Genomic DNA, 21,726 nt, shown 5'->3' on the forward strand with positions numbered 1-21,726 from the left:
GTAACCGCGCTTATCAGTTACTCTTCGCATCCCGGAAGATATCCCCGAGCAAAGGGAGAACGACACCCAAGGTGTCAGCAACTGCGCCGCGGGAGGACGCGGAATTGATAATCAGCGAGCCACAGCCGCGGTCAGTCATGCCAATGACCCCGCGGGAAAGGCCAGTCTTGTGCGAACTCTCCAGACCTTTGAGCAGCACCTGGGTTTCCAGCCCGTGAAGGCGGGCAGCGATGAACTCTTCGGTTACTTCAGGTGTGTAGTTGGTGGGACCGACGCCAGTACCTCCAATGACCACAATGACGTCGACGCCAGCCCGTACTTGCTCGCGCAGCGCTTCGGCCACGCGGGCGTAGCCTTCCGCAACGACATCGTGGCTCGTCACTTCGAGCCCCTGAGCCAACAAAAGCTCCTTGGCCAAGGTTCCTGCAGAATCAGGCTTTGCGCCGCTCAAAACGCGGTCAGCGGTGACGATTATGGCAGCGGTGGCAGGTTTCATTTGGGCGTCCTTTACCTCGGTTTAGTGGTGTGACATTTTTAACAGAATCGAGTCATAAGCAGCGGTTTCCCACCCCTTAATGGGTTAACCAGCGAAAGGTCGGTATGTGAAATGTTTTCGCAACACTAATGTTTCCTAATTAAACTCGGATAACTCCGTAGAAAATGTCTCTTTTTAGGGTAATTGAAACTAAATTGGACAGAGACAGTTTCTACGAGAATACCGAGGAAAAATGACTGCACTTGATACGTCGGGCAAGACCATCCAAGGATGGAACCCCGAAGAAAAAGACCACTGGGATTCCAAAGTTGCGTGGCGAACCTTGTGGGTTTCCACCTTCGTGCTGATCATCGGTTTTGCAACGTGGTACCTCGTTTCCGCAATTGCACCGATGCTCAACCAGATCGGCTTCGATCTCAGCAAGAGCCAGCTGTACTGGCTAACCTCTATTGCAGGCCTCGCATGCGGCTTATTCCGCCTGCTGTTTATGTTCCTGCCGCCTATCATCGGCACCCGCAAGCTGGTATTCGTTTCCTCCCTGCTGTTCATCATCCCGATGCTCGGCTGGTTTTTCGCCGTGCAGGACACCTCCACCCCATACTGGTGGCTTTTAACCTTGGCTTTCCTCTCCGGTATCGGCGGCGGCGTCTTTTCTGGCTTTATGCCTTCCACCGGCTACTTTTTCCCTAAGCGCATGTCCGGCACCGCCCTCGGCCTGCAGGCTGGCTTGGGCAACTTCGGTATTTCCTTCATTCAACTGGTTGCACCGTGGCTGATGGGCTTTACCCTCCTGGGAATCGGCTTCGTGGCACCGCAGCGCACAGATGATGGCGCAATCTTCGTGCACAACCCGGCCATCTTCTTGGTTCCATGGGCAATAGTTGGTGCTGTTCTCGCATGGATGCTGCTCAAGGACGTTCCAGTCAAGGCAAACTTCCGCCAGCAGATCGATATCTTCGGCAACAAGAACACGTGGATCTTGACCGTTGTCTACTTGATGACCTTCGGCGCTTTCTCCGGCTTCGCGGCTCAAATGGCGCTTCTTATCAACCAGACCTTCGGCGCCGATTCCCAGTTTGCTGGCCAGTTCGATGACCTGCCGCGCGGTGCTGCCTATGCCTTCCTCGGCCCGCTGATCGGCGCGCTGGTCCGCGCGCTGTGGGGCCCGCTGTGCGATAAGTTCGGCGGCGCTATCTGGACCTTCGTCGGTTGCGTAGGCATGACGGTGTTTACTGCCCTTTCTGCGCTTTTCTTAAACCCCTCCGACCCGAGCGAGTTCAAGGGCTTTTTGACCTGCATGCTCATCATGTTCTTCTTCACCGGCCTAGCCAATGCCGGCACCTTCAAGCAGATGCCAATGATTTTGCCGAAGCGTCAGGCAGGCGGCGTCATCGGTTGGACTGGTGCCATCGGCGCATTCGGCCCGTTCGTCGTAGGCGTGTTGCTTTCCATGATGCCGGCCGCCACGTTCTTCTGGGGCTGCGTTGTGTATTTCGCAATCACCTCTGTCCTCGTGTGGATCTACTACGCTCGTCCACGCGCACCTTTCCCCGGCTAAACCACGCCTTTCCAAAGGAGTAACCCACCCCCATGACTGAAAATAAATCCGGCCCCAGCTCCCTTTTCAAGCTCGGCGCCTATCTGCGCAAAGGCGAAGCCAGCGACTCTGGCCAACAGCTGTTTTTGAAGGGCGGCAGACAGGCAGATGTCTTCTACCGCAACCGCTGGGCCTTCGACAAAATGGTTCGCTCCACACACGGCGTCAACTGCACGGGTTCTTGCTCGTGGAAGGTCTACGTCAAAGATGGCGTCATCACCTGGGAATCCCAGGCCGTGGACTATCCCACCACCGGCAATGACATGCCGGAATACGAGCCGCGCGGATGCCCTCGTGGTGCTTCTTTCTCCTGGTACACCTACTCGCCTACCCGCGTGCGCTATCCCTATGCGCGCGGCGTTCTGGTGGACATGTTCCGTGAGGAAAAAGCTAAAAACGGCGGCGACTCTGTCCTCGCATGGCGTGCCATCCAGGAAGATCCTGAAAAGCGCAAGGCTTATATCTCCCAGCGTGGCAAGGGCGGCCTGATTCGTATCAGCTATGAAGAGGCGATCGACATCGCTGCTGCGGCGCACGTTTACACCATTCGCAAGTACGGTCCGGACCGCATCTTCGGCTTTACAGTTATTCCTGCCATGTCGCAGGTCTCCTATGGCGCCGGCACCCGCTTCCTGCAGAGCATCGGCGGCGTCGCTCTGTCCTTCTATGACTGGTACGCCGACCTGCCGCCGGCATCCCCCCAGACCTTCGGCGATCAGACTGACGTACCGGAATCCGGTGACTGGTACAACTCTTCCTATCTCATGATGTGGGGCTCCAACATCCCGGTAACCCGTACCCCGGATGCACACTTCATGGTGGAGTCACGCTACAAAGGGACCAAGGTCGTCGTGGTTTCGCCGGACTTCGCCGACAACACGAAGTTCGCCGACGAGTGGGCCCGCATCGAACCCGGCTCGGATGCCGCTTTGGCCTTTGCCATGGGGCATGTCATCTTGAAGAAGTTCCACGTTGAGCGCCAAGAACCGTACTTCTTGAACTACATGCGCAAGTACACGGACTCGCCTTTCTTGGTCACCTTGGACGAGCGCGAGGACGGCACCTATACCCCAGGCAAGTTCCTCACGGCTTCCCAGGTCTCCGATGCGGAGCTGAATTCCTCGCCAAACGCCACCCACCGTGGCCTCGTCATGGAAGAAGACGGCAAGGTAGTCGATCCGGGCGGCACCGTCGCTGACCGCTGGGACAACAACTCGGCGAAGTGGAACCTCTCCCTCGACAACGCCGATCCTGTCATGTCCATCGCAGAGACCGATTCCTTCGAGACCGCCGAGGTACTCTTCCCGCGCTTCGACCTGGATGCGGACCCAGCCGACATCGGCACCGAGAAGCCTGTCGGCACGGGCATCGTGCACCGCGGTGTGCCGGTTCGTCGCGTCGACGGCAAGCTCGTGACCACGGTCTTCGACGTCATGCTCGCACACTACGGCGTCAACCGCGAAGAACTTAACTTGCCAGGTTCCTGGCCGAAGGACTTCTACGATGCCTCCGAAGTGGGCACGCCAGCCTGGCAGGAAGGCCTCACCGGCGTGCCTGCCGATACCGCCATCCGCATCGGCCGTGAGTTTGCGCAGAACGCGGCAGATTCCAAGGGACGCTCCCAGATCATCATGGGTGCCGGCGTCAACCACTACTTCCACGCAGATACCATCTACCGCACCTTCTTGGCGCTGACCTCGATGTGCGGCACCCAGGGTGTCAACGGTGGCGGCTGGGCTCACTACGTGGGCCAGGAGAAGCTGCGCCCTGTCAACGGGTGGACCCAGTGGGCCATGGCCACCGACTGGCAGCGTCCTCCGCGCCACATGATTTCGACAGGCTTCTACTACTTCGCCACCGAGCAATACCGCTACGACAACTCCCGCGCCTCCCATCTGGGATCGCCCCTGGCCAACCACGGTGCCATCGGTGACAAGATGGTCTCCGACACCATGGCTGAGGCTATGCGTCGCGGCTGGATGCCGGCTTACCCGCAGTTCAACCGCAACAACCTATTGCTTGCGGCAGAGGCAAAGGAAAAAGGCGTCGACATCAATGACTACGTTGTAAGCCAACTCAAAGATGGCGACCTCGAGTTCTCCTACGACAACCCTTCGGCAGAAGAAAACTGGCCGCGCATTCTTTTGAACTGGCGTACCAACCTGCTGGGCTCTTCTGCAAAGGGCACCGAGTTCTTCTTGCGTCACTTGCTCGGAATCGACTCCGATGCCACGGCCGAAGAGCTCGCTGCCGAGGATCGTCCACGCACCATCAAGTGGGTTGATGAAGCTCCTGAGGGCAAGCTCGACCTCATGATGACCACAGACTTCCGCAATACGTCGACGACCTTGGTCTCTGACATCGTGCTGCCGGCAGCTACCTGGTACGAAAAGCACGATATGTCCTCGACGGATATGCACCCATACCTGCACTCCTTCAACGCGGCCATCAACCCGCCGTGGGAGGCGCGCACCGACTTCGAGGTCTTCCGCGACCTCGCGGCTTCGCTTTCTGCCAAGTCCGCAAAGTGGCTCGGCGTGCAAACTGACATCGTCACGCAACCGAGCCACCACGACTCCCCCGATGAGTTGGGCATGCCAAACGGCATTGTGCCCGACGTCGAAAAGCTCGGCTTGGTGCCAGGGGTTACCATGCCGAAGCTGCATGTGGTGGAGCGTGACTACACCAAGATCTATGAGAAGTGGACCCACTTGGGCCCGCTGCCGGCCAAGGCCGGGACTGCGGTGCATGGCACCAAGTTCAACGTGGAAAAGCAGGTCAAAGAGCTTGAGCTCATCTGTGGAACCTCGAAGACCTCGATGGGTGAGCTCATTGACTTGAGCAAAGACACAAAGGTCATCGACGCCATCTTGCACCTGTCCGGTGTATCCAACGGCGAGCTGGCAAAGCAAGGCTTCGAGTATCTGTCTTCGCGCACCGGCCGTGACATGACACCGCTTGCGACCTCCGATGAAGACGTGCGCATCAGCTGGGATTCCATCAAGGAGCGCCCGACCGAGGTCATCACCTCGCCGGAATGGACGGCTGACAAGCGCAATAAGCGCCGCTACACGGCGTTTAGTATCAACGTCGAGTTCGACAAGCCATGGCACACGCTGACCGGCCGCATGCACTACTACATCGACCACGATTGGTTCATGGACTACGGCGAGGCGCTGCCTATCTTCCGCCCACCGCTTGATCATCTGCATATGCACGGCGAATTCGCGCCGGGCCAGACCTTGCAAAATGAGCGCGGCGAGGTCGAGGTCACACTGCGTTATCTCACCACCCACAACAAGTGGTCGATTCACTCGCAGTACTTCGACAACCTGCACGTGCTGTCTATTTCCCGCGGCGGCCAGGTGGTCTGGATGTCGGACAAGGACGCCGCAAAGATCGGCGTGAAGGACAACGAGTGGGTTGAGGTCTACAACCGCAACGGCATCGTGTCCGCCCGCGCCATCGTCTCCCACCGCATCCCGGAGGGCACGATGATCTGCAACCACGCCCAGGAACGCACCGTTGGTACCCCAATCAACGAGTTCACCGGCCGCCGCGGCGGCACGCACAACTCGCTGACCCGTATCTCCATCAAGCCGGTCCATATTGCCGGCGGCTACGGCCAGCTGACCTATCACTTCAACTACATCGGCCCAACCGGCAACAACCGCGACGAAGTCACCCGCGTGCGCCGTCGCTCCCAGGAGGTTTCTTACTAATGAAAGTCATGGCCCAAATCTCCATGATCATGAACCTGGACAAGTGCATCGGCTGCCACACCTGTTCGGTCACGTGTAAGCAGGCATGGACCAACCGCGAAGGCACCGAGTACATCTGGTTCAATAACGTCGAAACCCGTCCCGGCGTGGGCTACCCGCGCACCTGGGAGGACCAGGAAAAGTGGAAGGGCGGCTGGGAGCTTACCGGCTCTGGCAAGCTAAAGCCCAAGGCCGGTGGACGCTTGAAGAAGCTGGCTACCCTGTTCCATAACCCGAACCTGCCGACGATCCAGGACTACTACGAGCCGTGGAGCTACCAATACGAGGATCTGATGGGTGCCAAGGCTGGTCAGAAGACCCAGCCCACCGCAAAGCCGGTCTCTCAAATCGATGGCCGCGAAATAAACAAGATTGAGTGGTCTTCCAACTGGGATGACAACCTGGGTGGTTCTATTGAAACCATGGACCAGGACCCTACCCTGCACCAGATGAATCTGCAGGTAAAGAAGGAGATCGAGGACTCCTTCATGTTCTACCTGCCACGCATCTGCGAGCACTGCATGAACCCCACCTGCGTGTCTTCGTGCCCTTCCGGCGCGATGTACAAGCGCGCTGAAGACGGCATCGTGCTCGTGGATCAGGACCAGTGCCGCGGCTGGCGCATGTGTGTCTCGGGCTGCCCTTATAAGAAGGTTTACTTCAACCACAAGACCGGCAAGGCCGAGAAATGTACGCTCTGCTACCCGCGCCTTGAGGTAGGCCAGCCCACGGTTTGCTCTGAAACCTGCGTGGGCCGCCTGCGCTACTTGGGCGTCATCTTCTACGATGCCGATCGCGTGGCCGAGGCCGCCGCGACGCCGAATGAGCAGGACCTCTTTGAAGCGCAAAAGTCCATCATGCTGGACCCACACGACCCTGCTGTCGTAGCTGCCGCACAGAAAGAAGGCATCCCGCACTCCTGGATCGATGCCGCGCAGAACTCGCCAATCTACGACCTCATCTTCAAGTACAACGTCGCGCTTCCGCTGCACCCGGAGTACCGCACGCTGCCGATGGTCTGGTACATCCCGCCGCTTTCGCCCATCGTGGACCAGGTAAGCGCCACCGGCAATGACGGCGAGGACCACAAGATCCTCTTCTCCGCACTGTCTAACATGCGTATTCCGCTGGAGTACCTCGCAGGTCTTTTCACCGCAGGCGATACCGTGCCAGTGGAAAAGTCGCTGCGCCGCCTAGTCGCTATGCGCTCCTACATGCGCGATATCAACTTGGGCAACGAGCCACAGGAGGAGATTGCACAGGCCGTCGGCATGACCGGAGAGGACATGGTGGCAATGTACCGCCTGCTTTCCATCGCCAAGTACGACGACCGCTACGTCATCCCGACTGCCTCCCCGGAGACCCCGCGTGGCATCGCTTCGCTGGATCCTTTCGGCGACGTTGACCCGGCACGCGCTTCCGAGGACGTCTTCCATGACTTGGGCATGGGCGCGCCGGAAGCCTGCACGCACGGCGCGGCAGCAGGTTCCGGCACGGTTTCCCTACTGTCGTGGACTGGTGACCGCCCCGATTCGATGTTCCCAAACCGGGACTAGGGGGTAAGGCTGAAGATGAATATCTTTGAAAAGCTTGCCACCCGTGCGGCTCAACCTCCGCAAGATGACGCCGTGGCAGGATACGGCACCGTCAGCGGTGTGCCTGCCGGCATCGGCTCTTTGGGCGGAGCTGCCGATGTCAAGCGCACGGCACGTACACACACCGGCCAGGTCCCCACTGACTTCGTGACACCGGTGGCGGTCGATGAGACCCAGCGGCGCATCGTCGCCATGGCAGCCAGTGTCTTGCTGCGCTACCCGGAGGAGGATTTCCTCTCCCATTTGGACGTGGTCCAGGACCAGCTCGACCAGCTACCAATGGCGCTGGCAACGGACTTCATGGGCTTTATCGACGCCGCCCGTACCGCGGGGCTGCGCGCGCTGCAGGAGCACTACGTTGAGACCTTCGATCAGCGCCGCCGCTGCTCGCTGTTTTTGTCCTACTACGCCGTCGGCGATACCCGGCAGCGCGGAATGGCCATCTTGTCCTTCTCCCAGCAGCTTGAGTCCTTTGGTTTCCAGCTGGCAGAAAATGAATTGCCGGACCACCTCTGCGTGGTTCTGGAAGCGCTAGGACTCGCCGAGGGCGAAGACCATGCGCGCGCCGTTGAGATGCTGGCGAGCTATCGCGAGGGCATAGAGGTGCTGCGTGCTGCGCTTTCACAACAGGATTCGCCTTATGTGCGTCTTATCGTCGCCGTGTGCAAGGCGCTGCCGAAGGTAGATGCCGAAACCGCGCAGAAATACGTCGATCTCATTCGTACCGGCCCTCCAGCTGAAATGGTGGGCATTGCCGATCTTCCTTTCCCCACTGCCCAACCTGATCTCGTTTAAGGAGCACTCATGGATTATTTCAACAACTTTTTCTGGGGTGCCTTCCCGTGGCTGGCCATCGCCGCGTTTTTCGTCGGCATCTTCTGGCGCTGGCGCACCGACCAATTCGGTTGGACCACGCACTCTTCCCAGATCTATGAATCGAAGCTGCTACGCCTTTCCTCCCCGCTGTTCCACTGGGGCATGGTCTTCGTGGTCATCGGCCACCTGATGGGCTTGGCTTTCCCAAAGTCGTGGACGCGTGCAGTAGGCATCAGTGACCACGCTTATCACCTGTTAGCGACGATCCCTGGCTCCATCGCGGCGGTCGCCGTGGTTCTTGGCTTCGTGGGTCTGCTTTACCGCCGCATCGTTAATCGCTCAGTGTTTCTGTCCACCTCGAGCTCGGACAAGGTCATGTACTTCTTCCTGGCGCTAGCGCTGCTGTCTGGCACCATCGCGACGTTTAGCACCCAGGTCTTCGGCGGGCCACATGGCTATGACTACCGCGAGACCATCTCGCCGTGGCTGCGCCAGCTGCTGATCTTCAACATCCACCCGGAGTGGATGGCTGATGTTCCCTGGCAGTTCAAGGTCCACGTTTTGTGTGGATTTACCATCATCGCCGTCTGGCCTTTTACTCGCCTGGTCCACGCTTTCTCGGCGCCGGTGGGCTACGTCACCCGTCCGTACGTGGTCTACCGTTCCCGCGACCAGCGCGCCACGGATATGCGCTCACACACTGCGTGGGAGCCGGTGCGTTCCCACCGCGCGCAGCTCGACGCCAACGAGACTCCTGCCCACGGAGCCTAATCACTAGATCGATTAGAGGAGCGAGGAAGATTTCTTCCTCGCTCCTTTTGTCTAAGCTCTACTGCGTGACCACAATCTTTCCGTGCTGGCCCTTTTCGGCCGAGGTCATGATGTGATTGACAAAGCTATAGGTGCCGGGTTCATTGAAGGTCATCTCCACGAAGCCGCCCTGCGCGGGTAGGAGATCCAGCGCCTGCGAACCCGAATCGCGACGGTCCTTAATCAGGTAGTCGCCCTCCTTGTACGCGGTGTCAAATTGCTCGCCCACCACGTGGAAAGACAACGGCTGGTCTGGGCCCACGTTGAGCAGCCAGATGCGTACCTTATCGCCCACCTTGGCATGCAGTGGCTCAAGGTCGTACTGATTCGGATAGTAATTAAACGCCATCAGGTCGTACTCGCCGTTTGAGACGCGGTCGGCGTCGGCGCCATTTTCGTCGCCCAGGAAGATTTCGTCGGCGATCATTGCGTACTCCGCATCGGCGTCGCCAAGCTCTGGCGGATCGATGACCACCGCACCGGCCATGCCGTTGGCAATGTGTAGGCTCATCGGCGCCGTGGAGCAGTGATACATCCAGATGCCGGAGCGATGCGCGGTGAACTCATAAGTCAGGGACTCGCCCGGCGCGATGGTCTTCATGTTCTCATCCGGGTTGACCTCGCCGGCGTGGAAGTCCACGGAGTGGCCCATGCTTCCCTCGTTCTTGATGGTGATCTTGAACTTATCGCCCACCTTGCCGCGCAGGGCTGGCCCTGGGGCTTGGCCGTTGAATAGCCACCGCGTTTGTTTTACACCTGGCGCTACCTCGACCTCTTCCTCGGTCATGGTCCAGGTTTCCTCGTGGGTGGTTCCTTCGGCCTTGGCCAAGCGGGCATCGAAAGCCTTGAAGTCGTCGCGCTTCTGGGTGCGCTCCGCCGCACTCGGTACGTCGGGGTGGCTCGCAGAGTGATGGTGCTCGTGCATGGCATCGCCTGCTGTGCCTGCAGCTCCCGCGGCGTCGTCAGTCGTGTTGATCTGGAGCACCATACCCTGTGCTTTGTGCCCGGCGATAGTGCAATAGCCCTGGGTGGATTCGTTGATAATGCCCGCATCGAGCTCAACGGTCTTGCCTGGCTCCACACGGCCGGTCTCGTTGTCACCAATCTTTAGGTCGTGGACCTGGTCGCCGTCGTTGGTGAAGTTGACCACAAGGTGGGCGCCCTGTGGCACGTCAATCGAAGCCGGGACGAAGGCCATGCCGGAGACTGAGACGTCGACAACGGTCGCTTCCACGCCCGCGCTTTCCGACGCCCTTTGCGCCTTGCCCGTGCTATTAAACACCGCGAGCGCGATAACCGCAGCAAGGGCAATGCCGATGAGCAGCCAGGAGGCCCAATTGTTTTGAACCGGCGGCTTCGGAGATTGATTCGAAGAAACGCTGAGCATTTAGTTCTCCAGTCTTTTCTGCTTGTAAACGGCCACTACGATGGCCAAGACGTTGGTGATAAGGCCAAGCCCCATCATGATAAGCCCGGCAACATCCGCGCCGAGTAAGCACAACACTGCGCCCAAGTTGATAAGCACCAAACGCGCATAACCGCCGCGGTCAGCGACTTTTCGCCCTAGTGTGACTTTCGCCAGACCGCCGCCCAACAGGGTGGGCAGGAGGTGATGCAGCACGCCGATGACCAATTGCAACAGGCCAGCGCCGACGAAGGCGGGCATGAGCAACAACGTCACCGCGCGCGGGTAGACGCCGATGACGGCGCACACCGCGTCCGCAGCGCACAAGCTGAGCATCCACAGCAGGCCCGCCTGCACGGAGACGGCAGCAGTGGTCTGCTGCGGGTTTCCCGCCACCACCGTGGCCAGGATGGGCTGAATGATGAGAATCGCGGCGAGCACGACGAGCAACTGGGCCATGCCCGCTGCCCGTGTAAGCCCCACCGCGTAAAGCCCCACCGCGAGGGCGAGGCCTACGCAGTGCACCGTAAGTACCCGGGAACAGCGGGCGCGCGCTGCCGGGGCGATCTTGGTGCCCGACAGCGTGGGCAGCAGCGTGACCACAGTTCCGAGGATGGTCAGCCAGGCAAAGCCCCACACCATTCCGCGGGAGTGCGCGGCGACCAGCAGTGAGTAGTTGCCCACACCGTTACCCGCCAAAATGACCATCACGACTGAGGCCACCAAGAACACGGCGGCCGTAATGTAGAAAGGTACTGTCACGGCAAAAGAACCCGCAAGCGAGCCTTTGAGCGCGCGGTAGATGTCCCACGCGTGCCAGAAGAAGGTGACGATGATGAGAAGCGAGGCGGCGTCGGAAAGCGGGCCCCAATCATAGCCCGCACGATCGACGAGCAGGAGGACCAAGCCCACCTGAATTAGCGCCACGCGCCAGGCCACCGACTTGTAGCCACGGGCCTGCATGCGGGTCAGTGCCTCAGTAAAGTGCGTGGAATACACGATGATCGCCGTGGTCATCGCGCCAATCGTGAACGGGTGAATGAGTTCCCACCACACCACGTTGGCACCGAGATTTCCTGCCACGTTGATGGCAACGCCCACCACCACCCAGAAGCCAATGACGCTCGCTGCAATCGTGTGCCAACGTCCGCGGGCGGCTAAAGATACGTCAGCGATGTGCACGTCGTGCCTCCCGGATGGTCAAAACAAAGCCACTTAAAACGAACAGCAGCACCGCCACCACGTTAGTCATACCGCCTACCTGATACACCCCGGTGTGAACAACGATATCCGCGCCGACGCGCACCACGAGGCCCGCGTGCAGTAGCACCACTGGCACATAGAGAACGGGGTTATAGGGCAGCTTCTTTCGAATGACAGACGTCAAGATGATCGGTGCGTGCGCAAAGATCATGGACATGACAAAGCCCAAGAAAACAGTGTGCACCGAAGCGTCGTAACTAAAGCCGCTGACCTGCCCCATACCGAGCCACGCCAGTCCAGCTAGCGCCAGCCAGAAGTAACCGGCCAGCATGCAGGCTGCGGAATATTGGGGCAGTCCCTTAGCGCGCACGAGGTTCTTGGCCACGTCCACGCGCACAGTGGTCAAGGAGATGGCAAGCAAAAGCGCACCCATCAGGCGGTAGCCCACTGCGGGCACGAGGATGTAGATAACTCCCGCGGCTGCCAGGGCGAGGACCAAGGCAGTGATGAGGTTTTCCGCGCGAGTGCCGGCCATGGTCACGCGGGCGAGCTCCATACGTTCGCCGATGATGGTGGCGACGACGTAGAGGACGCACAGCGGCATGGCCGTAGCAAAGGAGGGAGTCATCGCCCACAGTAAGGAAGCGGCGACTCCCCCAATCACGCCGGCAGCCTGGACGAGGACAGCGAGGGTGGGCTGGCGGCGATGGACCTCCAGATAGATAAAGCCCAGGACGAGGAAGCTCAGTGCAAAGCACACCGCGGGTACGGGTCGCGTTACCCCGACGAGGAGCGTTAGCACTGCCAGCACGTGAAAGGCCGGGCCCGCCCAGGCCCACGTCTTCTTCACTGCGACGGCACGCTCCAAGCCGATGGCGCCGCCCACGAAACCGAACACCATCAGCGGGCCATGGGCGTTGGTCACTGCGCTGGCTGGGGCAACGCCCAGCAGTGAGGCACCGGCGAAAAGACCGACGAGCAACGCCGCGCCGGCGAATGCCAGGAACACGAAACGATGCGCTATATTTTTCACAAGTTTTATCGTACTAATATTGGGGCTAAGGTGAAACTCGAAACACTTTCGAGCACCTCCAACGAAAGGAACATCATGCAACTGCCTATCTCTGATGCGCACAAGGGCAACGACATCCCTACCCTGAACGCCTCTGAAATTCCGCACGCAGTCCGCCACGGCGCCATCCACGGCGCGCTCGGCACCCTCAACGTTGGCGAGTCGATGGTCCTCATCGCGCCACACAACCCGGTGCCACTGCTCAAGGAGATCGAGGCACGCGACGAGTCCTTCGACCTTGCCTACCTCAAGGAAGAACCACAGGATTTCCACATCAAGTTCACCCGCACCGCCTAGTGCTGGCGTAAGTTAGATGGCTATGAAGAAGCTCCTTGCCCCGCTCATTGCATCGACACTTGCGGCTCTGTCGCTGAGCGCCTGCGCCAGCGACCCCGCGGAACTCAACGTTTTTGCTGCGTCCTCGACGCGTGTGCTGAACGATGCCCTCACGGCCACCACCCCAGTGCTTATCAACAACGGCGGATCGGCATCCCTCGTCGATCAGATTCACCAAGGAGCACCGGCAGACCTCCTCATCACGGCCTCAGAAAAGACCATGGACAAAGCCGTGGACAACGGCGATGTGGACAAGCCCCGCCTGCTGGCCACCAACACCATGGTCATGGTGGTCCCGCCTGGTAACCCGGCAGGGATTTCCTCGGTCCGGGACTTGCGCGAGGAGGACTACTTCGTGCGCTGCGATCCATCCGTGCCCTGCGGCGACATCGCGGACAAGATCATGGAGGACCTCCACCTCACCATCACTCCCGATTCGGAAGAAGGCCAGGTAGCTGACGTCGTGGGCAAGGTCGCCAGCGGCGAAGCCGACGCCGGCTTTGTCTACTCCACGGACGCCGCGGCCAACCCAGACCTCGAGGTCATCCCCATCGAGGGCGCAGAGAAGTTCCGCAACAAGATTATGGGCGCGGTGGTCACGCACACCGAGCGACGCGACGCTGCCGAGCAATTACTGGATACGCTCTCTGACGACTTTGATGAAACCTGGACGCAGTACGGCTTCCAACCCGCCGACTAAACTGCTCTGCATGGCTTCTCGAGAAACCCCCACCCGCGCCCCGTGGCCCTTCGCCATCGTGGGCGCCGTGGCGGTTTTATACGTTGCTATTCCCGTCGTGGCACTAGCAACGCGCGTGCCATGGTCCCGTCTCGGGGCGGTCGTCGGTCAAGACTCCACCCGCGACTTGCTGCGCGTGACTTTGGGTTCTGCGGTCTTGGCCACCGTCCTTGCCACGTTCCTGGGCGTCGGGCTCGCCATGTGGCTCCACGGCCTCAAACGCATGGGCCAGGCTGTGCGCCTGCTGGTCTACCTTCCGCTGGCCATGCCGCCGGTGGTGGGTGGCCTAGCGCTAAGCGCGGCACTCGGTCGGCGCGGGCTTTTGGCCCCGCTTCTCGACGCCCTCCACTTGAAGTTCGCCTTTGCCTTTGCCGGTGTGGTCACAGCGCATACTTTCGTGGCGCTGCCCTTCGTGGTGGTGGCGGTGGACTCGGCATTACGCCACATTGACCAGGAGGTATCCACCTCAGCGCGCCGGGTGGGAATGTCACGGTGGGCGGTATGGCAGAAGATCACGCTGCCTACCATTGCGCCCTCCATCTTTACCGGCGCCGTTCTGGCCTGCGCGCGCAGTCTGGGCGAGTTTGGCACCACGATTACCTTCGCTGGTTCGTCGCCAGGTATTACGCGCACGATGTCGAGCGGCATCTACTTAGAACGCGAGGCCAGCGCGGACAACGCCTATGCTCTCTCCGCCGTGCTCATCGGCCTAGCCGTGCTTTGTTTAGCACTCGCGGGCCTGCCCACGCTGCTGCGCAAGGAACCAGCGCCACGGGCACACGCACAAGGCCCACTTGATATCGAAAAGCTCCGCGAGCTAAGCAGGCCGCAGCAAAGCCGCGAACTCACGCCGTTCCGGCCCCATGCCACGACTGCCGTGGTGGGCGTTAACGGCGCGGGCAAGACAACGCTGCTGCGCCGCATCGCTGACTCCTCCGACAGCGTCATGCTCACCCAGAAGCCCGCATTGCCGCCGCTGTCCACAGTGACCGAGGCGATCACCATGGTCACCGGTGTCGAGGACGTTACCGCGCAGCTCATTTCCGCTGCCGGGTTAGATGAGATCGCCCACGTCAAGGTGCGGGACCTCTCCGGCGGACAAGCAGCACAAGCCGCCTTGGTACGCGCTTTGGCCGCGCGGCAGGCAGTGCTACTACTCGACGAACCCCTGGCTGCAGTGGACGCCGCTGCCGCCGCACAATGGCGCCGCCTGCTTGCTGCCGCGGCGCACGACCGCACCACGGTCCTCGTCACCCACAATGTTCTCGACCTTCTCAGCCTGGCCGATGACATCGCGGTGGTGGAAAAAGGCGAAATTCTTGCACACGCCCCTCGCCAGGACGTCGTCAATGCTCCGCCCAACCGCTTCGTGGCGCAGTTACTTGGCCGCAGCGTCATCCGCGGCAACCAGGTTGCAGGCGCGCTGCAGCCCGATCCGCAGGGCGACACAACGCTCGTCCTAAGCAACAGCGACGTCGTGCTTTCCCCTTCCGGAAGCATCACTGCCACCGTGCTGGATTTGCGAGCTATCTCCTTAGACCGGGCCGTCGTTACCCTGGACTTGGGCGGGCAATCTGTAGACGCCGAAATCTCGGTCACCGAGGCAACAAAGCTCGTCGTCGGCGGGCAAGTCCACTGCTCCATCCTCACTAATTAGGGGGAAGTAGCTCCACGTAGTGGCACATATCGCACCTCTATCATTGTCTTTTCTACGGGTCAGCGCTGTATCGTCATTATTAACAACTGATAACCCTTATAAATTATTTGAGGAGAAACATGCCTGTCCATGCACCGCGGTCCTCCACAGAACTTTTCCCAGAAGCACTACGCCTGTCACCCAAACAGCGAGAAGTTTTAAACGTTCTGCAGGAATATCCGCAAGGAGCACGCGCGGCGGACATCGCCAAAGACATGGACATGCATGTCAATACCGCGCGCGGCCACCTCGATGAGCTGGTACATGTAGGCGCAGTCCGCGTTATTACCGCACCAGCCAAGGGCCGCGGACGCCCTTCGCTGATTTTCCAGGTGCGCATCCCTGATAACCGCTCAGTGGCAGAAGAATACGTCACCCTCATTAGCGTTTTGGCAGAGATGTTGGCAGATAAGGAAGAGCTCAACGATTACGCCTCCGAACAGGCACGCGCAATTGGCCGCAAGTGGGCTACCTCAACACACCAGGACCAGTTCCCCTCCGCCAACGCGCTGACCCCGCTATATCGCAAGATGCGCGATATGGGATTTGACCCCACTGCATCGGCTACCGAGCTCGAAGAAAAGGGTCAGACCGACATGGAGCTGCATGCCTGCCCGTTCGTAGCGGCAGGCATCAAGCCCTCCCCGTTCGTCTGCGCTATCCACGATGGTTTCTTGGAACAAACCGCAGCCGATTCAGGCGAGCACCTCTCGCTTACCCTGGTTCCGAAGTCAGGCAACGGAACCTGCTGCGTAAACGTCAAGCAGACTGCTTAAGCCCGCGCTGCATGGACCTCGACCGGGCCTGCGACCTCCAACGGGAGTACTCGCAGGCCCGCTTCGCGTGCATCCTGCAAGATTGATTCCTCGATAGGCTCAGTGTGCAGCACCATCGCGGTAGGGCCCGCACCTGAAAGATAGGCTGCATAGCCACGGTTGCGCAGACGGTTGACCCATTCCGCGGTAATGGGCAACACATCAGCACGATAAGGCTGGTGCAGCCTGTCACGGGTGCCTTCCCACAACAGTTCCGGATACTTCTGCAGTGCGACGACCTGCACGGCAGTGCGCGAGACGTTGAAGGAAGCATCGCCGTGCGTCACGTGCGAAGGCAGCACGCGGCGGACGGCTTGGGTGGAGGCATGGAAATCCGGTACCAAGGCTGTGGCCTGGATGGATTCGTGTACATCCACACTGACAGCGCGATATTCTGGCAAAGATCGGCCGTCTACCGGCACTGTGGTCCAGGAGACCACGGCATTGCCTAGCACGGATGCCGCGGCGTTATCGGGGTGGCCCTCAAAAGCCGAAGACAGCTGCACTAGCTGATCGCTGTTTAGCGGTGAGCCTGCCAAGGCATTGCCCGCTGCAACGCCGGCGACGGCAGCGGCGGCCGAAGAACCAAGACCACGCGACTGTGGGATGTTGTTATTGCAGGTAACGCGCAGACCCGGCGCCGCAGCATCCGCCGCATTCAGCGCGGAACGGATGGCTTTAACCACCAGATGAGAGTCATCGCGTGGCAAGTCCTCTGCTCCCTCACCGAAGATTTCTACCTCCAGCCCAGCGGGGATGACCTCAACCTCGACGGTGTCATAAAGGCTCAGCGCAATGCCGAGGGTGTCATAGCCGGGGCCCAGATTAGCTGAGGAAGCAGGGACTTTTACCGTGGCCCCCACGCCTACCTCTACCTCCGTGCTCACAGCTGGCCACCGTCCAGGCGGATAACGGAGTGGACCGCCTTGACATCATCAAGCTGGCCCAGCTCCTCAACGATGCCCTGCATCTCATGCTCCAACGCGGTGTGGGTGACCACGATGAGGCGAGCGATTCCGTCGCCGTCTTTCTGGCGCACAGTGCGCAGGGAGACGTTGTGCTTGGCAAATAGCGCGGAGATCGCAGAGAGCACGCCTGTGCGGTCTACGACTTCCATATCGATGTGATAGCGGGTGTATACCTCACCAAAGTCTGCTATCGGCAGGTTAGCGTAGGTGTTCTCCCCCGGTGCACGGCCGCCGTGGACGATGTTGCGGGAGGCGCCGACGACGTCGCCAAGCACCGCGGACGCCGTCGGGTTACCGCCGGCACCGTTGCCGTAGAACATCAGGGAGCCAGCTGCCTCGGCTTCGACGAAGATAGCGTTATAGGACTTGCTGACGGAGGCCAGCGGGTGCTCCTTAGGGACCAAGGTCGGGTGCACGCGTGCGTTGACGGACTCATTGCCTTCCGCATCACGCAGGCGCTCGCAGATGGCCAGCAGCTTGATGGAATAGCCTGCCTGCTGTGCGGCGGCAATATCCTCAGCAGTGATGTTGGAAATGCCCTCGCAATAAACATCGTCGAAGGTAACGCGGGTATGAAAGCCCAACGACGCGAGGATGGCCGCCTTCGAGGCGGCATCATGGCCCTCGACATCGGCAGTTGGATCGGCCTCGGCATAGCCTAGCCGCGTGGCCTCAGCGAGCGCGTCCGCGTAGGAGGCGCCCGTGGACTCCATCGCGTCCAAAATAAAGTTGGTGGTGCCGTTGACGATGCCGGAAATGCGTTGAATCTGGTCGCCCGCGAGCGAACGGCGCAGCATTCCCACGACCGGGATGGCAGCAGCCACTGCAGCCTCGAAGTAGAGGTCCACGCCAGCGTTATCGGCGGCTTCTGCCAGCTCGTCCGCATGAGCAGCCACCAGCGCCTTGTTCGCGGTAACCACAGACTTACCGGCGTTCAGCGCAGCCAGCACGAGCTCGCGGGGGAAATCGATACCGCCGATGACCTCGACAACCAAGTCGATGTCGTCGCGCATGACTAGGGCCTTCGCATCGTCGGTAAGCAGATCCTTCGGCACGCCAGGACGCAGCTTATTTTTGTTCTGCACGGCGACGCCGCGGATTTCTGCGGGACCGCCGATGCGGTGGGCAAAGGCATCAGCGTTTTCCCCCAGCAGGCGGAAGACCTCGGCACCAACGGTGCCGAAACCAAGCAGCGCGATGCCTACAGCTTCGCCTTCGCCTTTACCAGTGCGGATCTTGGTCTGTGAAGTCATATCGTCCCTTAATCGTTAGTAGTTAAATTGCTACCCACACTATACGGAACGAGCTGTCTAGTTTTTGCGCTTCCAGAAGATTCTTTTGCTCAACAGTTAAAAGCGGTGAATTTAATCAATTTCAAGGGCCATTAGGTCCTCGACTGTCTCGCGACGCAGCATCAAACTAGCCTCACCATCGCGCACGGAGACCACGGCCGGGCGCAGCGCGCCGTTGTAGCGCGAGGCCATCATGTACTGATAAGCGCCGGTGGTGGCGAAGGTCAGCAGATCCCCTGTCTTAATGTCACCCGGCAGCTTGCGTTCACTAACCAAGATGTCACCGGACTCGCAGTGGAAACCCACCACACGGGAATCCACTGGCTCGCCCTGAGTCAACCGGTTAACCACGCGCACGTCATATTCCGACTCATAGAGCGCGGGGCGGATATTATCCGACATTCCGCCATCGACTGAGAGATAACGGCGCATCGGCAGCTCGGCCTTGCCGGTCTCTACGTCTTTGACGGTGCCCACCGAGTACACGGTTACCGCAGAGGCGCCGACCAGCGAGCGGCCCGGCTCGACCAGAACGAAAGGCGCATCGATGCCCAGTTCGCGAGCGGTGCGCTCCACTGCGGCAAGCAGATCTTGGGCCAGCTTGGCGACGTCGAGAGCTTCCTCGTACTCCATGTATGGAATGCCGAAACCGCCGCCCAGGTCGAGCTCCTTGAGCGCTACCCCCAGCTCGGTATGGATGCGCTTATAGAGCGAAAGCACGCGCTCGGCGGCCAATTTAAAGCCATCAGCATTGAAAACAGACGAACCCACGTGACAGTGCAGCCCCACCAGCTCCAAGTTTTCAGCTTCCAGAGCTGCCTTAGAGGCACCAAATGCCGCACCTGTGGCCAGGGAGATGCCGAATTTTTGATCCTCATGCGAGGTTGCGATGAATTCGTGGGTGTGGGCATCGACGCCGGGCTTGACGCGAATCATGACTGACTGAACGCGGCCGGCCGCACGCGCGATTTCATCAAGCTGCGCCAGCTCACCCTCGTTGTCGAGCACGACGTGCGCTACACCATTGTCCACACACAGCTGTAGGTACTCGCGCTCTTTGTTGTTGCCGTGCGCGGTCATGCGCTCCGGCGGGAAGCCAGCTGCCAGGGCTACCTTGGCCTCATTGAGGGAAGCCACGTCAAGACATAGGCCTTCCTCGGCCACCCACTTCACGATGCGCTTGGTCAAAAATGCTTTCGATGCGTAGTGCACGTGCTCAGGCCCGCCGAAGGCACGTGCCATGTCGCGGCAACGAGAGCGGAAATCGTCCTCGTCGAAGACATAGAGCGGCGTGCCGTATTCCTGAGCGAGCTCTGTAAGTGGCAGGCCGGCGATGGTGACCACGCCATCGTCCTGGCGCTTGGCGTTGCGCGGCCAGACGTGGGCTGGAAGCTGGTTGAAATCCATTTACATCTTCTCCGGGGCGCTAACGCCCACCATGGTCAGAGCGTTGGAGAGGACCTGACGTGCGGCGTCGGCAAGCGCGAGGCGTGCGATGTGGATTGGCTGCGTTGTCTCATCCGCCTTTGGCAGCACCTGGCACTGGTCATAGAAGCGGTGGAACACAGCCGCCAACTCCTCGGCGAAGCGGGCGATGCGGTGCGGCTCGCGCAAGGTCGCTGCGGTGGAGACAACCTCAGGGAACTCGCCCAGAGTGCGGATCAGATCGCCTTCCTTCTCGTGCGTGAGAAGCGCGAGGTCTGCATCTGCCATAGCTGCGGCATCAAGGCCCAGCTCTTGCGCTTTGCGCAGGATAGAACAGATGCGCGCGTGGCCGTACTGAACGTAGTAAACAGGGTTATCGGAGGACTGGGAAGCCCATAGGCCCAGGTCGATGTCGATGGACTGATCCACGGAAGAACGCACCAGGGAGTAGCGTGCGCCATCGACGCCGATGGCCTCGACGAGATCGTCGAGGGTGATGACGGTGCCGGCACGCTTGGACATCTTTACTGCCTGACCGTCACGCAGGAGGTTGACCATCTGGCCGATGAGCACCTCGACCTGCTCTGGGTTATAGCCCATGGCAGCAGCGGCCGCGCGCAGGCGGGCGATGTAACCGTGGTGATCCGCGCCCAGCATGTAGATGGCCAGGTCGTGGCCGCGGTCAAACTTGTCAGCTACGTAAGCGATATCGCCAGCGATGTATGCGGCGTCGCCGTCAGACTTGATGACCACGCGGTCCTTGTCATCGCCGTAGTCGGTGGACTTCAGCCACCATGCACCATCTTCGAAGTAGAGCTTCTCGTTGTCCTTCAGGTGAGCGACGGCCTTTTCGACGGCGCCGGACTCAAAGAGGGAATTCTCGTGGAAGTAGACGTCGAAGTCAACGCCAAACTCGTGGAGAGAATCCTTGATGTGCGCGAACATCATCTCCACGCCGGAGGCGCGGAACTTCTCGCGGACCTCGTCTAAAGAACCTTCCAGTGCGTTCGGGACCTGCTCGACAACCTTGGCCGCAATCTCCTGGATGTAGTCTCCGCCGTAGCCATCTTCCGGGGTCGGCTCGCCCTTGGCCGCAGCAACGAGGGAGTTGGAGAAACGGTCAATCTGGCGACCGTGATCGTTGAAATAGTACTCGCGAGTAACCTCAGCTCCCGAAGCCTCGAGCACGCGCCCCAGGGAGTCACCTACTGCTGCCCAGCGGGTGCCACCTAGGTGGATTGGGCCGGTGGGGTTCGCAGAAACGAACTCCAGGTTGATCTTCTGATCCTTATAAGCATCATTGTGGCCATAAGAAGTGCCGGCCTCGCGAACCTGGCTGACGATTGCGCCCTGCGCGGCAGCGGCCAGACGGATGTTCAAAAAGCCTGGGCCGGCGATCTCCGCGACGTCGATAGCGGCGTTTGCTGCCAGCGCCTCAGCGAGCCAGGTGGCCAGATCACGCGGATTCACGCCAGCCTTTTTGGCTACCTGCAGGGCCAAGTTGGTGGCGTAGTCACCGTGCTCGGGATTACGCGGACGCTCCACGGTCACGGTCTCAGGAAGGACGGCGGTGTCGAGCTCGTGTTCGCTCAATACAGCGACTGCGGTCTCTTTAATAAGCACAGAAAGATCTACGGGATTCATAGCGTCAGAGTCTATCGTCCCGCGCTGACATGAGCAGCATCAGGCACGCGTTGGGG

17 protein-coding genes are annotated in these 21,726 nt (G+C 60.1%); 9 read left to right on the forward strand and 8 right to left on the reverse strand.

Annotated features, from left to right (window positions below; translation table 11 throughout):
• Positions 1–13: 13 nt before the first annotated feature.
• Positions 14–496, reverse strand: a complete 483-nt coding sequence (locus WM42_RS01405) for a molybdopterin-binding protein (protein ID WP_062035328.1) — start codon at positions 494–496, stop codon at positions 14–16.
• A gap of 232 nt (positions 497–728) precedes the next feature.
• Here WM42_RS01405 and WM42_RS01410 point away from each other — a divergent pair, with 232 nt between their 5' ends.
• From WM42_RS01410 to narI, 5 genes are read left to right on the forward strand one after another with little or no spacing between them, the layout of a single operon-like run.
• Complete coding sequence (locus tag WM42_RS01410; RefSeq protein ID WP_062035330.1) at positions 729–2,054, forward strand: nitrate/nitrite transporter; 1,326 nt, start codon at positions 729–731, stop codon at positions 2,052–2,054.
• A gap of 32 nt (positions 2,055–2,086) precedes the next feature.
• A complete protein-coding gene (locus WM42_RS01415; protein WP_062035333.1) occupies positions 2,087–5,815 on the forward strand; it encodes a nitrate reductase subunit alpha in 3,729 nt (1,242 codons plus the stop codon).
• Positions 5,815–7,410: a nitrate reductase subunit beta gene (narH, locus tag WM42_RS01420; RefSeq protein ID WP_062035337.1), complete on the forward strand. Its 1,596-nt coding sequence runs from the start codon at positions 5,815–5,817 to the stop codon at positions 7,408–7,410. The genes WM42_RS01415 and narH overlap by 1 nt, the downstream gene beginning before the upstream one ends.
• A gap of 15 nt (positions 7,411–7,425) precedes the next feature.
• Entirely contained in the window at positions 7,426–8,244 is an 819-nt protein-coding gene (narJ, locus tag WM42_RS01425) for a nitrate reductase molybdenum cofactor assembly chaperone (protein WP_082787605.1), read from the forward strand.
• Positions 8,245–8,253: 9 nt separating this feature from the next.
• Positions 8,254–9,036: a respiratory nitrate reductase subunit gamma gene (gene narI / locus WM42_RS01430; RefSeq protein ID WP_062035339.1), complete on the forward strand. Its 783-nt coding sequence runs from the start codon at positions 8,254–8,256 to the stop codon at positions 9,034–9,036.
• 58 nt (positions 9,037–9,094) lie between these two features.
• On the opposite strand, the gene WM42_RS01435 is transcribed toward narI, so the two are convergent.
• From WM42_RS01435 to WM42_RS01445, 3 genes are read right to left on the reverse strand one after another with little or no spacing between them, the layout of a single operon-like run.
• Positions 9,095–10,462, reverse strand: a complete 1,368-nt coding sequence (locus WM42_RS01435; RefSeq protein WP_062035341.1) for a multicopper oxidase domain-containing protein — start codon at positions 10,460–10,462, stop codon at positions 9,095–9,097.
• Positions 10,463–11,662 (reverse strand): hypothetical protein, encoded by a 1,200-nt coding sequence (locus WM42_RS01440; RefSeq protein WP_062035343.1) that lies wholly within the window; start codon positions 11,660–11,662, stop codon positions 10,463–10,465.
• The gene (locus WM42_RS01445) at positions 11,649–12,716 is read right to left on the reverse strand and encodes a DUF8744 domain-containing protein (protein WP_235591286.1); all 1,068 of its coding nucleotides are present in this window, start codon (positions 12,714–12,716) and stop codon (positions 11,649–11,651) included. The genes WM42_RS01440 and WM42_RS01445 overlap by 14 nt, the downstream gene beginning before the upstream one ends.
• A gap of 75 nt (positions 12,717–12,791) precedes the next feature.
• On the opposite strand from WM42_RS01445, the gene WM42_RS01450 reads away from it, so the two are divergent.
• The 4 genes from WM42_RS01450 to WM42_RS01465 all read left to right on the forward strand — a co-directional run bounded on the left by WM42_RS01450 (position 12,792) and on the right by WM42_RS01465 (position 16,302).
• Positions 12,792–13,052: a DUF2249 domain-containing protein gene (locus tag WM42_RS01450; RefSeq protein ID WP_062035345.1), complete on the forward strand. Its 261-nt coding sequence runs from the start codon at positions 12,792–12,794 to the stop codon at positions 13,050–13,052.
• Positions 13,053–13,074: 22 nt separating this feature from the next.
• Positions 13,075–13,791, forward strand: a complete 717-nt coding sequence (modA, locus tag WM42_RS01455; protein ID WP_062035347.1) for a molybdate ABC transporter substrate-binding protein — start codon at positions 13,075–13,077, stop codon at positions 13,789–13,791.
• A 10-nt stretch (positions 13,792–13,801) separates the two neighbouring features.
• The gene (locus tag WM42_RS01460) at positions 13,802–15,487 is read left to right on the forward strand and encodes an ATP-binding cassette domain-containing protein (RefSeq protein WP_062035349.1); all 1,686 of its coding nucleotides are present in this window, start codon (positions 13,802–13,804) and stop codon (positions 15,485–15,487) included.
• Between the two features lie 119 nt (positions 15,488–15,606).
• Entirely contained in the window at positions 15,607–16,302 is a 696-nt protein-coding gene (locus WM42_RS01465; protein WP_061925864.1) for a helix-turn-helix transcriptional regulator, read from the forward strand.
• On the opposite strand, the gene thrB is transcribed toward WM42_RS01465, so the two are convergent.
• From thrB to argS, 4 genes are all read right to left on the reverse strand, one after another.
• Entirely contained in the window at positions 16,299–17,228 is a 930-nt protein-coding gene (gene thrB / locus WM42_RS01470; RefSeq protein ID WP_062035351.1) for a homoserine kinase, read from the reverse strand. The two genes, WM42_RS01465 and thrB, sit on opposite strands and share 4 nt — an antisense overlap.
• Positions 17,225–18,562, reverse strand: a complete 1,338-nt coding sequence (locus tag WM42_RS01475) for a homoserine dehydrogenase (protein ID WP_062035353.1) — start codon at positions 18,560–18,562, stop codon at positions 17,225–17,227. Before WM42_RS01475 ends, thrB begins: the two co-directional genes overlap by 4 nt.
• Positions 18,563–18,673: 111 nt before the next feature.
• On the reverse strand, positions 18,674–20,008 hold the full coding sequence (lysA, locus tag WM42_RS01480) for a diaminopimelate decarboxylase (protein ID WP_062035355.1): 1,335 nt from the start codon (positions 20,006–20,008) through the stop codon (positions 18,674–18,676).
• On the reverse strand, positions 20,009–21,670 hold the full coding sequence (argS, locus tag WM42_RS01485) for an arginine--tRNA ligase (protein WP_062035357.1): 1,662 nt from the start codon (positions 21,668–21,670) through the stop codon (positions 20,009–20,011).
• Between the last annotated feature and the right edge of the window lie 56 nt (positions 21,671–21,726).

This window comes from Corynebacterium simulans (genome assembly GCF_001586215.1).
GTDB lineage: Bacteria > Actinomycetota > Actinomycetes > Mycobacteriales > Mycobacteriaceae > Corynebacterium > Corynebacterium simulans.